At 34.3% G+C, this 14,370-nt stretch carries 15 protein-coding genes; 3 read left to right on the top strand and 12 right to left on the bottom strand.

The window, feature by feature from the left end:
• Positions 1 to 17: 17 nt before the first annotated feature.
• Positions 18 to 893 (top strand): pirin family protein, encoded by an 876-nt coding sequence (locus HMPREF3129_RS00245; protein WP_004244304.1) that lies wholly within the window; start codon positions 18 to 20, stop codon positions 891 to 893.
• A 73-nt stretch (positions 894 to 966) separates the two neighbouring features.
• Here the strand turns inward: HMPREF3129_RS00245 and HMPREF3129_RS00240 are convergent, their stop codons facing one another.
• Positions 967 to 1,872: a LysR substrate-binding domain-containing protein gene (locus HMPREF3129_RS00240; RefSeq protein ID WP_004248666.1), complete on the bottom strand. Its 906-nt coding sequence runs from the start codon at positions 1,870 to 1,872 to the stop codon at positions 967 to 969.
• Between the two features lie 510 nt (positions 1,873 to 2,382).
• On the opposite strand from HMPREF3129_RS00240, the gene HMPREF3129_RS00235 reads away from it, so the two are divergent.
• Positions 2,383 to 3,855 carry an anion permease gene (locus HMPREF3129_RS00235; RefSeq protein ID WP_004244306.1) on the top strand — a complete coding sequence of 491 codons (1,473 nt, stop codon included), beginning with the start codon at positions 2,383 to 2,385 and terminating at the stop codon, positions 3,853 to 3,855.
• A 53-nt stretch (positions 3,856 to 3,908) separates the two neighbouring features.
• Here the strand turns inward: HMPREF3129_RS00235 and HMPREF3129_RS00230 are convergent, their stop codons facing one another.
• The 8 genes from HMPREF3129_RS00230 to HMPREF3129_RS00195 all read right to left on the bottom strand — a co-directional run bounded on the left by HMPREF3129_RS00230 (position 3,909) and on the right by HMPREF3129_RS00195 (position 10,417).
• Positions 3,909 to 4,262: a helix-turn-helix domain-containing protein gene (locus HMPREF3129_RS00230; protein WP_004244307.1), complete on the bottom strand. Its 354-nt coding sequence runs from the start codon at positions 4,260 to 4,262 to the stop codon at positions 3,909 to 3,911.
• Complete coding sequence (locus HMPREF3129_RS00225) at positions 4,255 to 5,238, bottom strand: fimbrial protein (RefSeq protein ID WP_036918921.1); 984 nt, start codon at positions 5,236 to 5,238, stop codon at positions 4,255 to 4,257. Before HMPREF3129_RS00225 ends, HMPREF3129_RS00230 begins: the two co-directional genes overlap by 8 nt.
• Entirely contained in the window at positions 5,219 to 5,512 is a 294-nt protein-coding gene (locus tag HMPREF3129_RS00220; protein WP_036920127.1) for a helix-turn-helix domain-containing protein, read from the bottom strand. Before HMPREF3129_RS00220 ends, HMPREF3129_RS00225 begins: the two co-directional genes overlap by 20 nt.
• 22 nt (positions 5,513 to 5,534) lie before the next feature.
• Positions 5,535 to 6,032 (bottom strand): fimbrial protein, encoded by a 498-nt coding sequence (locus HMPREF3129_RS00215; protein ID WP_004244312.1) that lies wholly within the window; start codon positions 6,030 to 6,032, stop codon positions 5,535 to 5,537.
• 12 nt (positions 6,033 to 6,044) lie between these two features.
• Positions 6,045 to 6,566 (bottom strand): fimbrial protein, encoded by a 522-nt coding sequence (locus HMPREF3129_RS00210; RefSeq protein WP_004244313.1) that lies wholly within the window; start codon positions 6,564 to 6,566, stop codon positions 6,045 to 6,047.
• Positions 6,567 to 6,632: 66 nt separating this feature from the next.
• On the bottom strand, positions 6,633 to 9,140 hold the full coding sequence (locus tag HMPREF3129_RS00205) for a fimbria/pilus outer membrane usher protein (RefSeq protein ID WP_036918923.1): 2,508 nt from the start codon (positions 9,138 to 9,140) through the stop codon (positions 6,633 to 6,635).
• A gap of 16 nt (positions 9,141 to 9,156) precedes the next feature.
• Positions 9,157 to 9,822, bottom strand: a complete 666-nt coding sequence (locus HMPREF3129_RS00200; RefSeq protein ID WP_004244317.1) for a fimbrial biogenesis chaperone — start codon at positions 9,820 to 9,822, stop codon at positions 9,157 to 9,159.
• 70 nt (positions 9,823 to 9,892) lie between these two features.
• Positions 9,893 to 10,417, bottom strand: a complete 525-nt coding sequence (locus HMPREF3129_RS00195) for a fimbrial protein (RefSeq protein ID WP_004244318.1) — start codon at positions 10,415 to 10,417, stop codon at positions 9,893 to 9,895.
• Between the two features lie 695 nt (positions 10,418 to 11,112).
• Between HMPREF3129_RS00195 and HMPREF3129_RS00190 the strand changes: the two genes are divergently transcribed.
• Positions 11,113 to 12,042: a Dyp-type peroxidase gene (locus HMPREF3129_RS00190; protein ID WP_004244320.1), complete on the top strand. Its 930-nt coding sequence runs from the start codon at positions 11,113 to 11,115 to the stop codon at positions 12,040 to 12,042.
• 131 nt (positions 12,043 to 12,173) lie between these two features.
• On the opposite strand, the gene HMPREF3129_RS00185 is transcribed toward HMPREF3129_RS00190, so the two are convergent.
• From HMPREF3129_RS00185 to HMPREF3129_RS00175, 3 genes are all read right to left on the bottom strand, one after another.
• A complete protein-coding gene (locus HMPREF3129_RS00185; protein WP_004244321.1) occupies positions 12,174 to 13,193 on the bottom strand; it encodes a hypothetical protein in 1,020 nt (339 codons plus the stop codon).
• 71 nt (positions 13,194 to 13,264) lie between these two features.
• Positions 13,265 to 13,810 carry a fimbrial protein gene (locus HMPREF3129_RS00180; protein WP_004244322.1) on the bottom strand — a complete coding sequence of 182 codons (546 nt, stop codon included), beginning with the start codon at positions 13,808 to 13,810 and terminating at the stop codon, positions 13,265 to 13,267.
• Positions 13,803 to 14,369 carry a fimbrial protein gene (locus tag HMPREF3129_RS00175; RefSeq protein WP_004244323.1) on the bottom strand — a complete coding sequence of 189 codons (567 nt, stop codon included), beginning with the start codon at positions 14,367 to 14,369 and terminating at the stop codon, positions 13,803 to 13,805. The genes HMPREF3129_RS00180 and HMPREF3129_RS00175 overlap by 8 nt, the downstream gene beginning before the upstream one ends.
• Position 14,370 lies beyond the last annotated feature (1 nt).

Here is a 14,370-nt window from a genome sequence, read left to right as displayed (position 1 = left end):
TTTATAGGAATATCATTATGAAAAAAGTTATTGGTGTTTATAAAGCGCCTCGTCAACATTGGGTCGGTGATGGCTTCCATGTACGCTCACTATTTAGTTATGGTGATCATGGTAAATATTTAAATCCATTTTTATTATTAGACAGAGCTGGCCCGACTGATTTTCCAGCCTCTCAAGGCCATAACCGTGGTGTAGGCGAACACCCTCACCGTGGGTTTGAGACTGTGACTATTGTCTATAAAGGGGAAGTGGCACATCACGATTCTACAGGTGAAGGGGGAGTGATTGGCCCTGGAGATGTACAATGGATGACCGCAGCATCAGGTATACTACATCAAGAGTATCACTCTGATGCCTTTAACCAAGCGGGAGGCATACTTGATATGGTGCAGTTATGGGTAAACCTCCCATCTCATGCTAAATCAGCGCCTGCTGGCTATCAGTTACTCAAAGAGAGTGCTATTCCAGTGCTTCCATTAGCGAATGATGCCGGACAACTGCGCGTGATTGCGGGGGAATATCATCAAACTCAAGGGGCGGCAAAAACCTTTTCACCTGTTGACGTTTGGGATATTCAATTGAAAAGTGGTAAATCTACGACCTTACCAAGCAAAAAAGATCGCTATGTGGGATTAGTGATACTCCATGGTAGCGCCTATCTTGATAGCCAAACTCAATTAAATACGGGCGATTTGGTTATTTTAGATAATCAAGGTGGCTCAATTAATCTTGAAGCCATTGAAGATGCGGTTGTGTTATATCTTAGCGGAGAGCCAATTAATGAGCCTGTAGTTGGTTATGGTCCATTTGTGATGAACAGCAAAGATGAAATTAGGCAAGCTATTGATGACTTTAACCAAGGTAAATTTGGTCGTATCCCAAACGAAATATGATTAATACTCTCCTTACTCTATAACCTTTATAACAAACGGCTGCTCACTTAGAGCAGTCGTTTGTATCTATTTTTTACTCTTTATATGGAGCCATATTCTGCGCTAAATAATCTAATAACACTTGAATAGCGGGTAATAAACCTTTTCGTGACGGATACACGGCATGAATAACATCTTTAGGAAAACGCCACTGTGGTAAGACTTCCACCAAAGAGCCATCTGCTAACTCTTTCTCTACGACACTCAATGGTAAACGCGTGATCCCAAGTCCCTTTAATGTTGCTTTATATAAGGTCATCACATCCGTTGTCGCTAATTTAGGTGTAACATGTTGCGTTGAAACAGTACCATCATTATGGGTAAGCGTTAGCGTATACTGCTGCGAATGTTCGCTATTAGCTAAAATAGGATAATCAGCAAGTTGCTCTGGAGAATCAGGCGCACTGTTGGTTGCAAATAATAGCGGATTAGCAACTAAAACACGGCGAGAATAACCTAATATTTTCATCGTTAAGCCAGAATCATCCAAAGGTAATGCTCTAACTCGTAAAGCTAAGTCAAGACCTTCACTGATCACATCCACAGGGCGATTGATCGCTAAAATTTGTATATTGATATCAGGATATTTTGCCATAAAATCCACCAAAATATCTTGAATATAAATTTGCAGTAATGCAACTGGGCAAGAGAGTTTGATCGTGCCGTGAGGGTGCCCTTGTGCTGAACAAATAACCTCTTGAGCAATCTCCGCTTGTTCAACGACATTTTTACACTGTTGGTAAAAAGTTTGCCCTATCTTAGTGACATGAAATTGACGAGTTGAACGATAGATCAGCGAGACCTTTAGTCTCTCTTCTAAATCAGCAATACGACGACTAAGTTTTGATTTAGGAATACCTAACGTTTCGGCCGCTTGTGAAAAACCGCCAAACTCCACCACTTTAACAAAATAATAGAGGTCATTTAGATCATACTTCATCGCCTATTACCTATTTAATTGTCATTATATAAAAACTGAATTGTTTCAGCTTCGGAAATTATGATACATATATTATGATCTATTTTCACGCTAATAATATATTATAGGCTGATATTTTAGTAAAATAAAAATAACCATTAATTATAGCAATATAATATAAATAAAAATGGAGATTATTTTAATTCTGTGATGCTTATTTTTAATTACATAACACAATAAAAAATAAAAAAACAGGGATAGTTAAAAAGATTATTACTATTTAAATTAATTTAACACAAAACAACTAGCCTGAGTAAACAATAAATCACCTAAACAATAATGACTATAAAACAAATAGTTACTTAAAAACTTAATTACAAACCAAGATGTTAAGATTTAATTTTATTTTTATGATATTAATCAATGTATATTTAAAAATATGTTAATAAGATTATAATTAATAAAAATACTTATTTACATAATCTGTCACTTACAATTATTTCTTACACCTGTTTTTAATGGAATAACCTGATGAATAAATTAACTCCATTACGACCTATACCTACCTTAATTGCGGTTGCTATTACCCTTATCATTTGGTTTGTTATCCCTGTTCCCCAAGGGGTAGATCCCAATGCTTGGCACTTGTTAGCGCTGTTTGTTGGTACTATTGCGGCTATTATCGGCAAAGCTTTACCTATAGGGGCAGTATCCATTATTGCTATTGCGCTTGTTGCCGCAACAGGCGTCACTAACCCAGACTCAACTAAAGGGGCGATTAATGATGCATTAAGTGGCTTTTCCAACAATCTTATCTGGTTAATCGGTATTTCTATTATGGTTTCAATGAGTCTTAATAAAACTGGATTAGGTGCTAGAATTGGCTACTATTTTATTTCGTTATTTGGTAAAAAAACCATTGGTATCGCTTATTCTCTAGCTATTGCAGAAACGATCCTCGCCCCTGTTACGCCAAGTAATACAGCTCGAGGTGGCGGGATTATTCACCCAATAATGCGATCTATTGCCGATAGCTTTAATTCAAAACCCGAAGAGGGTACTAGTGGTAAGATTGGTCGTTATTTATCGCTAGTCAATTATAATATCAATCCTATCACCTCAGCGATGTTTATTACTGCAACCGCGCCTAATCCTCTTATTGTAAGCTTAATTATCGGTGAAACAGGGCCTGAAAATGAGTTAACTTGGTCAATGTGGGCAATAGCGGCTTTTGTTCCCGCCATTGTTTCATTATTTTTAATGCCGATTGTGATCTACTTTTTATATAAACCAGAGATAACCCATACGCCGAATGCTCCCCACTTTGCCAAAGAGCGTTTAGCTCAATTAGGCCCTATTTCATTACCAGAAAAAATCACTTTGGGAGTATTTGCACTGTTATTAATTATGTGGGCAGGAATACCCGCACTATTATTTGGTGATGCTTTTAGTATTAATGCGACTACTGCGGCTTTTATTGGTTTATCAATCTTATTATGTACTGGCGTATTAAATTGGGATGATATTTTAAAAAACAAAGGTGCATGGGATACCGTGGTTTGGTTTTCCGCATTAGTAATGATGGCCTCTTTTTTAGGAAAATTAGGTCTAATTAAATGGCTCTCATTAAGTGTGGGTGCCGGTATTGATAGTATGGGGATAAGCTGGGTAAGTGGTATGATATTACTCGTGCTGATTTATGTCTATTCTCACTATTTCTTTGCTAGCACCACGGCTCATATTACCGCCATGTTTGCTGCATTCTATGCCGCAGGTTTAGCTCTTGGCGCGCCACCAATGTTATTAGGACTTATTTTAGCTTTCTCTTCTTCATTAATGATGTCTTTAACTCATTACGGCACAGGTACTGCACCGATTATTTTCGGCTCAGGCTACGCGACCTTAGGTGAGTGGTGGAAAGCAGGTTTTGTTATGAGCATTGTTAACCTCATTATCTGGATAACCCTCGGTAGTTTATGGTGGAAGGTGCTGGGGTATTGGTAAAATAATAAAAACCAAAATATGATGCCTAATCAGTCTGTTAGGCATCATATTAACTAGCGCCAAAGTTCACACTTTTCGACAATCGTCTCAGAATGATAATAACTTTCTTTATAGGCTATTCCTTCTTGATCAAAACAATCATTTATATCCTGAAAAAAATAATTTAATTTAACTTTAAAAATATAAGATAATAAGTAAATTACATCCACATGAATATTGCACTCCCCATTTTCAAAGCGTGATTGATGTTGCTGGCTTACTCCTAATAAAGCACCAAGCTCACTACCCGTCATACCATGTTGTTGTCTTAACATTTTTATTCTTGCGCCAACTATCTTTGATATTTTTTTATTCATAATCGCCTCGAATGACAAAACCATATCGAAAAATATATTATTATCACTCATATAAGATATTTACTGTTGCTGTTGAGTTAGCACTACCAGGCGTTATTTTATTACCTGTTTTTATATATCTTGCTTTCCAACCAAATATATAATCACCGGAGGAGACCCCATTTTGTAGACTATTTTTTGTATTTAGTTTTATCGGGTTATTGTTTTTATCTAATAACTGAATGGCAACACCAGTGGCTCGATTAGTGCCCGATAGGTTTAATTTCCCTGTATTTGCATCTATATATCCAGCACTACTTGTCACTGTCGCTTTAATGTTAGTGCCAGCCGCACAGTTTAATGTAATAGGAACATCTACACTTTTACTGACATCACCAATATTTTTAAATTGAGTATCATACCAAGTCCCCATATTAATATTATAATTTGATGATTTTGTAGTACATTTTAATGAATTTATCTTTATTGCATTAAGAGGCAAATAAAGTGAAGTTAAGTTCCAAGTTGTGTTTTTAGGTTGTGTATTATTTTGTACTGCTTGAGCAATCTTGCCCCATTGAAGGCTTCCTGATTGCGTTACTCTGCCTGTTTTTATAATTTTGACTGTCCAATAAGGGGTAAGAAGTCGATAAGAATTGCCACTTGGGTCCTTTGGGTTCAAATACGTTGTATTTAATGCACCTATTCCAGCAAATTTAACCTGTATCCCAATACCCGCAATATTGGTCTGTGCTATTTTATTCGCATTAGGCAACCAGCCATTAGTATAATTGGCAGTGATTGATGCGTTCCCACACCGCCCATCGTTACCTGAAAAAGTTGTTATAGGCCCATTGGCATAATTAATCTGAAACTCATCTAATACTCTTGTCCCTATATCATCATATTGAATTGAATAGGTTTTATTGGGGATCCGAGCCTGAATATTTTTTAAATTAGGATTTTGAATACAAGCTGCAAAGGCGTCAGCAGAAAAAAAGAAGATTGTACCTAATAAAAAAAGTCTTTTACCCATCAAATGGTTCATTTTTATTTCCCACCATATTTGATATTTTATTTTCTATTTCTATTTTCTCTTCATCATCTAATTGAAAAAGATCACTTAAACTAATACCGAAAAAACAAGCATATTGATAAAGCCTATCTAGACTCACTCGATTAATTCCCCGTTCATATCTTGATTGCTGCTGTTGACTTATACCTATTTTCTTAGCCAATTCACTTAATGTGAGTCCATTTACCCTACGGTAATAAGCGATTTTTTTTCCTACCATCTTTGATGCTGGATAAGAGCGATTCACTTGAAACCCCTTTATGACACATTTAATTATAAATAAGAGTAAATTCAAGATGGCTCTTAAATGATCCCACCGTTATATTATTTCCATAGCCAACCATTCTTGCCGATAAAGCAAATTCCGCATTATGGTTATATTTATTAACAGCCGTCATTAATTTATCATTATTTTTTACAATACCTTTATTATTTTGCATTGCTAAATTTAGTGCTATATCTTTAGCAGTCCCACTATTAATAAAATATTCCGAATAATTAGGAACACTTTGGCCTCTTAAAATCATAGTGACTTTCTCTGTATTAACTGGGCAGTTTTTTAATTTTATAGAAAAATCTATCCAGTCTGATGCTTGACCATTTTTAATATTTCTAATATTGATTTTTTTTAAATCAATTAAATGGTTTTTCGTTTCTAACTCACAAGGTGAGGCTACTACTGACCCATATACATTAATATTAACAGTATTGCTTAATGCGATAGGAGAATATGAAAATAATAAAAATAACGTTAGTGATTTCCACATAACACCCTCTTTTTATTGATAAATAAGCGTTGCTGTTATTTTGGCGGACACCGTCCCCGGTGTTGCATTACCTAATTTACTAAATGCTCGTGTTCTTAGTGGAACAGTAACCGATGGTTTACCATTAACCGCGATATATAAATTTTTTCCATTGCCTAATGGAATTTCGCCATTACTGTTTTTATTTTGTAATTGAACGGCAATATTTTTTGCCGTCCCCTCATTTTTATATAAATTATTCACATCTGCATTATCAGGCGTTCCAGAAAAAGTCAGCTTTACTTGATTTACCCCCGGAGAACAATCTATTAACTTAATATTAAAATCATTCCAAACAGAACTAGAGTTTACTTTATTAAATAAACTTTCTGGCATCTGTTTCAAATCAATATTAATATTTTTACTACCAGAAACATTACAAGTCGCGGCTTTTATATTTCCAGAAAATTGAAGTGTCACAGTACTTCCTGCAGATGAAAAAAAACTTATTCCAATAGTAGTTATAAGAAGGAAGAGCCTCATTACTTTTATCATTTTACTTTCCTACAGGTAGCAAACATCAATAGCTATAAAAATAACTATGTTTGATATTTAAATTAATTAATAGCAAGTTACAGTGGTTTTATAGAGTCCTAAATAATCTGGAATATCAGATAGATCATAATTTACCTGACAGCTTTCATTGTTGTATTTAATAGTAAACTTTCCTTTCTGTTTTAGCCCTGATAAATAAACTTCTCCATCATTACCTACAATACTATTTAACTGACTATTGTCTTTAAAAATAGCTTGAGCGCCAAATGGTACTGGCTTTTTGTTTTCCAAATTTATCGTCATTAATACACGATAGCCTACATTTGCTGAAAAATTCGCTTTTACTAAAGCCCCTCGACTCGGTAAAACCGTCTGACTGGTAAGTTCCATTTCAGCATTCTCTGGCAATCTTAATGTATCGATCTCGACAGTATTTTTACGATATGGTGTGACATAAGGAACTAATGCATACCCTGAGTTATTAGTCCTAACTCCCGCTTGATTTAATATCGTAATATCACCCGCATTAGGAATATCTACGATTGCCGCGGTTTCTCCCAGTTGCTGTCCAAAAACAACTCCCTGAGAATGAGCAACGACGCTACCGCTCACACCATAGTAAAGATTATGATTATCTTTGCTATAACTGTACCCCCCCGTAATATCACCTAGTTGGCCTTTGTAGGATGCATTGATATTTCCAGAAGATCCTTGATCTTGATTGGTAAATGCTTGTTGCACACTCCAATTTAGTCGATTATTTAACTGAGATGCCGATATACCTACACTTCCTGTACTTGAACTATTATTGTTACTATTCGCATTAAAATTATAATAAAAAGTATTATCAAATACGCTAAAGGGCACATTCACCGAAAAAGCCAACAAATGTTCATCATCATTTTGTCTTTTCTGATCAGCAATATAAGAATGATTAACTGTATTTTTATTGTAGGTATAATTTATTCCATAGCTGATACCTTGCCAGCTATTATTATAACCAAGTGTTGCTGATTGTTTTTTGCTTTTGCTGTTCCAATAATCCTCTTGTATATATCCGATAGCTAAAGAGCCATATTTATCACCTAAATTTTGATTAAGTGTTATCTCCGCACGATGACGGCGTTGCTCAATTTCAGGGCTATAATGAGTACGACGAAAACTATCAAATACTTCAGATAAACTATAAAAGCCACTCGTTGAATAGCGATAACCTGCTAAAGCAATATTGGTTCCTATATTGTTCAAATTCTTATTATATCTAAACCGATAAGACTGACCTTGTTGCTTCCTTCCATCATTAAAAGTTGACTTAGCCTGTGTAACATCAACAGAAACAGCACCAAATGAGCCTAAATTTTTCCCAACACCTAGGGAGTAAGATTGATAATTTTGACTCAACTGACTTCCCCCATAAGCAGTAGTGCCATAAGGTAAACCATAAACTAATGTAAACTGACCAAACTTCGTTTTATCTACATTATTATCATAAGCACGATATTCACCGCCCGTTACGCTATAAGTGAAATGACCTTCACGCTGTAATACAGGTAAAGAGGCGAAAGGTACGATTTGATGTTGCTCACTACCATTAGCACCCTTAATCGTAACGTATAAATCCCCACTACTACCTGATGGATATAAATCATTAATTTCAAAAGGGCCAGCTGCCACTTCAGTTTGATAAATAGTATATCCATTTTGTTTGATGGTTATTTGCGAGTTACTTTTTGCAATCCCTCTAATGATAGGCGCATAGCCTCTTAAACTTTCTGGATACATCTCATCATCTGTTGATAATTGCATGCCTCGAAACGGAACACTATCAAAAACATCAGATGAAGATATCCCATCCCCTAGTATTAACTGACTTTTTATTTTATTTATATTTCTAGATAAATAGGTATAAAGGGTGTTCCACTTCCCTGACTGATTACTTGTACTCGACCATGTTGTGTAGTTTCTTAAACGCCATGGTCCTAAATTTAAACCTGGTCTTAAATTTATATAATTTGAAGTTGTATTTGAACTGCCATTCTTACGATCATAGTTTTTAGAACCACTATAACTATAGTTTAGTAATAAGGCATTTATACCATTATCAATATTATCTAACTCTATATATCCTCTTGGGTTTTTAGATAATGCAATTTGCGGAATACTTAAATATAACCTTTGTGAATCAAAATCTAATTCACTTTTAGCTTCTGGTATCGCAGACAAATTGACACAGCTAGTATATTCAGAATAAAGCCCAGGATAATCTGTTGTTTTAACTCCAAAGTCATTTAGATCATTTACTGATAAACAAGGTTTAAGCTGATTATTTTTATCTTTATCAAATCTAATATTTTTAGTTAAAATTAAATTAGTGTTAACATAAATATCAACATAATAGTCACCTGCTAGCTGTTGGTTATTCTCAAAAGAAGATAAATCAATAATATCTTTATTTGGCAGCTCTAAAAAATCTGGATCAAAATAGATATCATCTAAATTATTATTTTCTGCATATAATAAAGCTGCATAGCCTAAGTATAAAATGAGGCTAATACATACCTTACTTATTTTCATATTAGAAACCTAATTATTATATTCTAACTTCGGATAAATCCACATTAGCCCCATAATCATTAATAAGCTCCCAGCTTATAAGACCATGTTCATTATTATCATTTATATCAAATGATTTAGTTGAAAAAGGTTTAGCATAAGAAACATCATCAACCAATTTTCCATTAAATTTTATTGTTTGAAAATTCATAAAATAAGGTGTGGGATTATAAACTATGACTTTCCCTCTTTCCTTTGACCAAGATAATTTCTTTTGTTCTTCTTCAAAATTAACGTCTTTTAGACTTTTAGGTCTATAGATCAATTTCATTTGCGTTTTAAATGCAATTTGTAATGAATTTTCTGTTTTTTCTGTAGCAGGGATCGTTTTTATATTTAACCAAAAAAGAGATTCTTGATCACTTGGTAGCCCTTCTTCTGTTAAAAAGATCCTCAATGTATTCTCTTTATCTGGATTCAATCTAAATAAAGGTGGCGTGATCGTAAATTTTGACTGTTTTTTTTCCTCAAAATCATCTATCCATGACTGGATCAAATAAGGCATTTTATCTGGGTTTTTCACGTTAATGCTGACATTCTTATTGCCTTCATTATAAATTACCCTTGTGCCACTAATAATAACACCTGCATAAGATGTATTAATAATAAATAAAGAAATAAAAAATAGAATAATAGACTTCATATTATCACCATAAAATGATTGTATAATAAGGTTTAAATCCCTTTAAACCTTATGACTTACCTAGTTATTTTTAATTATAATTAATAGTAAATGTTGCATTCGCATTTGCTAAACCCGCAGTGACAGAATCTGTTTTAGCAATATAACGAGCTCTAAAGTCTAAATTATTTTCAACACCTTCTTTTAATGGATAAGTTTTAGATGCGGTAAATAAAGGGACAACGGTATTTGCATCATCCGTAATTTGAATACCGACACCTGTTGCCACTCCCGACTCTTGTTTTAGCGCAATAACAGTATCGTCTCCAGAATAAGACTCTGCATCAAATTTAACAGATGCAGTACTTACTGTTGCAGGGCAATTAATTAATTTAATCGTAAATTTAGTTGCCGCAGCAGTAACTCCGGCACTAGGTAATGCTGTTTTAGATACCTTACCTAAATTAACTTTTAGAGCATCAGATCCAGCTGCTAATTCACATGCGTTATCGATAATTTCTCCTGTAAAATCGATTGTTCCATCTGCAGCTAATGCATTATTCGCGACAAAAATAGACGTTGTAGCAATCAACATTGCAATAAAGCTTTTTCTCATTTATTTCTCCAAATAATTATTTTAAACACATTGAGATAATAGAAATAAGATTAATTAACTCAATACGCGAGTATTATCTATTTATTATTTGAAATAAACAAGTTTCGGTTATTACAGTATAATGTTGATAACATTTTAATATTAAATAGTGTTATTAACTAATAAAACACAGTATAAGTTAAACAATATTTTTTACTTTTAATAAATCTTATTTTTAATAATTTGAAACAAAAATAAAAACAAAAATAAAAATAAAATTTTTCTTTTTTAAATAAAATATTTTTTTGTTTTTTTTTTATAACTCATATAGTGTTAATCGTATATTAATGTTCAATAAAAATGAGTTTTCTGATTAAAATAAAATAAATTCTAGCTGTATATAAGCTCTAAATGCTTATTTAATCAACACTATGGCTAAAAAACATCAATACTATATTCTAAATACCTGTATAAGTTAGTGATTTACTCTAAAGAAAAGCTAAGAATTTTTTCAAATTTATATAAAAAGCATTATTTATCACAAAAATCACAGTTCGATTGTTTTCCAACCAAAAAAATATTTACTATTCATCTTTCATGATAAAAATCAAAAACCATGCTTTGTAAAAGGAAATACTTTGGTGTAAAACTAAATTTAGTTTTTACTTATATCGCATTAAGCAAAATTTTCTGCCACGTATCTATTAGGAAGCACTATGAAATATCAAGATGTAACAAAAACCCCCTGTGAGAACGCTTATTTTCTAGTCTTTAATCTTATTAACTCATCGGAAACCCGCCCTACTCTTATCGACTTTTGTAATAATCTATCAGGTCTTCTTCGTAGTATGAGAACCCGTTTCCCTGAATTAGACGTAAGTTGTGTGATGGGATTTGGTGCTGATGCATGGTCTAAACTATTCCCTAATCAAGCTAAACCGCGAGAATTAAATACCTTTAAGCAAATCAACGGCGATGTGTATACCGCAGTATCGACACCTGGCGATCTGTTTTTTCACATACGGGCACTAAAGGTATCCGCTTGTTATGAATTAGCTGCAATTATTAGCCAAAAATTAAACTCTATTGCCACCTCAGAAGATGAAGTACATGGTTTCCGCTATTTTGATGGTCGCTCAATTATTGGCTTTGTGGATGGAACAGAAAATCCTGAGTTTGAAGATGAGCGTGTCGCTTATGCGGTTATTGGTGATGAAGATCCACTGTTTACCGGTGGAAGTTATGCATTTGTACAAAAATACATTCATGATATGGCAGCTTGGGAAAACCAATCTCTCATCGAGCAAGAAAAAGTGATCGGTAGGCATAAATTCAATGATGTTGAACTAACTGATGAAGAAAAAGATCCAGGCTCACACAATGTCGTCACCAATATTCAAGATGAAAACGGTGATGATTTAAAAATCGTACGAGCAAATATGCCGTTTTCAAATCCCTCCAAAAATGAATATGGTACCTATTTTATTGGTTATGCTCGCTATTTCTCAACAACAAACCGTATGTTAGAAAATATGTTTGCAGGAACACCCGAAGGACATACCGATAAACTACTGAAATTCAGTACTCCCGTCACGGGCACATTATTTTTTGTCCCATCTCCGGCGTTTTTAGATGATATAGAATAAAAGTTGATTATCAGTACAAACAAAAAGTTAATAGCAATAGCTCATACACTGCTCTATATTCGATAAGAACAAGAAAGAGCTATTGCTATTCAATATGATGACGGCATTAACTTACAATATTAAGCGCCTGATCAGTCAACCAATACCCGCAAAATAGCACTTCCTTGAAAACTACCTTCAACAGGGTTTCTTATATCATTAGGATGAAAGGTTGATGTGATAGAAAATGTTTTCGCAGCACCTGCGTTAAGTTTAAATTTACCTTTATATTCGGTATCGTTATATTTCAACTCACAAGAGCCACCATTACCACATTTTGTATAGTTTTCCGTTTTTCCAGAAACAGGTGCACTTCCTATTAATGAAACGGATACTGATGCATCATAATCACACGTTAGTTGATAGTTATAAGGTGGAGTCACATTGTTAATAGATTCTTCTGGGGTCATATTTCCATGAGATAAGTTAATAACTTGGTTTTTAATATTACATTTACTTGTGATACTCACAGGAATATTAATATAACTATTCATATAAGGCTTCATTGCATTACCAAATTGAAGATAACCCGTACTGTTGCCACCAGACCCTTTATTTTCTTCATAAGCCCATGCAAAAGGAATATTTAAATTATATGATCCCGGATAAGCCGTCGCTCTGGACACTGCCACAGTTAATGACATAGAACGATCTAACGGAAGCACTGCAGAACCTAATCCCCAAACGGTTCCAACACTATGGCAACCACTCGGTGACTGCTTAGCATAATAATTTGGCCCTACATAAACCTGATTATTGTTATTATTGGTACCTGCTAGTGTCCAAGAGAGATTGGACAAATAATAGCTCAATCCTGATGAATGTTTTTGCCAAGTATTTGTTTGTGGCAATCTAATCCAATAGCGGTAATTTCCTTCTTCTGCCATTGAGCCTGAACCACTACAGTAAGAAGCGATAACCCGCCACCCTTTAACCTGAGGTATGGTCACCTTAATTACACCACTGGCGTTAGCATCTGTCACATTAAGCGCAGGGGCTGTTGCTGATGCAGTACTACCATTTGACGGTACATGCAAAAAATTTTGTTGCCAGCCTACCGCATATGGTGTGGCTAAAGAAAATAAAGCTATTCCTATTAATGTCTTATTCATTTAAACCGTCCTACTTTTTAGGATTACATAAACCTCAGTCTCTGATACTCATCATTGACTCTGTTTTAGGTTTAGTTATAAACAATGCTTAATGATGCGGAGGCCGTAAAATTTCCAGGAGATAAATCAGCAGTACCTGTTTTAAAAGGAACAGCAGTAATAGTAAATTGGCTCCTGTCTTGCCCTGTATTAGAAAAACCTTTTGTAATGGCATAACCTCGAGGGGCTGAACCATTCAAACGCAAAGGATTATTCTCATCAACACTCTCTCCTTGATATAAGGCAAGGCCAAATCGATTTGAATTCACGCTATCTGCGGAAACTTTAAGCACATTATCAGGCGCTCCAGCTAACTGAATGCCAGATACTTTAACGTAAGGTGAGCCCTTAAAATAAGTACATGTAATAGGAATATTTTTTGTGATAGCGCTTGTTTGACCATCGACTTTATAAGTCATTATTTGATTAAAAGAAAACTGTATAGGAATATTATTATTAACAACACAAGGTGGAACATAAATAGCGCCTGTAATAGCTATATTTATATCAACTGCCCGTGCAGTTCCTGATAGTAAATATAAAAAAATAGGCAGTATAAAATATTTACTTTTATTCATAAGAAACCTCAAATTCTACCGTGGCATTATAAACTCCAGGTACAACACTTTTTTCCTGTATTGCTTTTGGTGTCGCTTCAACAAATGCATTAAAGGTCAGCAACATCGTGCCATCGTTAAGTTGAGTTCCATTTCCACCGTTATGGTTTTCACCTAAAGTAATACGTTGGTTTCCATCTATATCAATTAATCCAATGGCTAACTTACTTTTATTAACGCCAGATGAAAGTGTAAGGTACTTTTGTTGTTCAGCCCCCATCTCTGGCTCTGGCTGCCCATTAAATTTAATTTTCACTGATTTCCATAACGATTTTGCATCACACTGGATCAGTTTAATGGTAAATTTTTCTGCAGGTCTAACCGCAGGATATTTCCAATAATCCCTTGGTGTGCTATTTAAAAAAACCACATTTTGATTTAAACTTGGTTGATCAATTCTACATGGCGTATCAATCAAAGTACCATCAAAATTCATTGTTGTAGCCGCATTTGCAACAGGTAAAAAAATAAGCATAAAAAATAATATTTTTACCCATTCTCTATAAAAATAAATAACCATA

It is taken from the genome of Proteus sp. HMSC14B05 (assembly GCF_001808035.1).
Lineage (GTDB): Bacteria > Pseudomonadota > Gammaproteobacteria > Enterobacterales > Enterobacteriaceae > Proteus > Proteus mirabilis.
This window is presented reverse-complemented; position numbering and strand designations above follow the sequence as displayed.

What these genes read in the sequence shown, in the direction of transcription:
- HMPREF3129_RS00245 (WP_004244304.1), top strand. Translation starts at nt 18, where the DNA reads ATGAAAAAAGTTATTGGTGTTTATAAAGCGCCTCGTCAACATTGGGTC.
- HMPREF3129_RS00240 (WP_004248666.1), bottom strand. Translation starts at nt 1,872, where the DNA reads ATGAAGTATGATCTAAATGACCTCTATTATTTTGTTAAAGTGGTGGAG.
- HMPREF3129_RS00235 (WP_004244306.1), top strand. Translation starts at nt 2,383, where the DNA reads ATGAATAAATTAACTCCATTACGACCTATACCTACCTTAATTGCGGTT.
- HMPREF3129_RS00230 (WP_004244307.1), bottom strand. Translation starts at nt 4,262, where the DNA reads ATGAGTGATAATAATATATTTTTCGATATGGTTTTGTCATTCGAGGCG.
- HMPREF3129_RS00225 (WP_036918921.1), bottom strand. Translation starts at nt 5,238, where the DNA reads ATGAACCATTTGATGGGTAAAAGACTTTTTTTATTAGGTACAATCTTC.
- HMPREF3129_RS00215 (WP_004244312.1), bottom strand. Translation starts at nt 6,032, where the DNA reads ATGTGGAAATCACTAACGTTATTTTTATTATTTTCATATTCTCCTATC.
- HMPREF3129_RS00210 (WP_004244313.1), bottom strand. Translation starts at nt 6,566, where the DNA reads ATGATAAAAGTAATGAGGCTCTTCCTTCTTATAACTACTATTGGAATA.
- HMPREF3129_RS00205 (WP_036918923.1), bottom strand. Translation starts at nt 9,140, where the DNA reads ATGAAAATAAGTAAGGTATGTATTAGCCTCATTTTATACTTAGGCTAT.
- HMPREF3129_RS00200 (WP_004244317.1), bottom strand. Translation starts at nt 9,822, where the DNA reads ATGAAGTCTATTATTCTATTTTTTATTTCTTTATTTATTATTAATACA.
- HMPREF3129_RS00195 (WP_004244318.1), bottom strand. Translation starts at nt 10,417, where the DNA reads ATGAGAAAAAGCTTTATTGCAATGTTGATTGCTACAACGTCTATTTTT.
- HMPREF3129_RS00190 (WP_004244320.1), top strand. Translation starts at nt 11,113, where the DNA reads ATGAAATATCAAGATGTAACAAAAACCCCCTGTGAGAACGCTTATTTT.
- HMPREF3129_RS00185 (WP_004244321.1), bottom strand. Translation starts at nt 13,193, where the DNA reads ATGAATAAGACATTAATAGGAATAGCTTTATTTTCTTTAGCCACACCA.
- HMPREF3129_RS00180 (WP_004244322.1), bottom strand. Translation starts at nt 13,810, where the DNA reads ATGAATAAAAGTAAATATTTTATACTGCCTATTTTTTTATATTTACTA.
- HMPREF3129_RS00175 (WP_004244323.1), bottom strand. Translation starts at nt 14,369, where the DNA reads ATGGTTATTTATTTTTATAGAGAATGGGTAAAAATATTATTTTTTATG.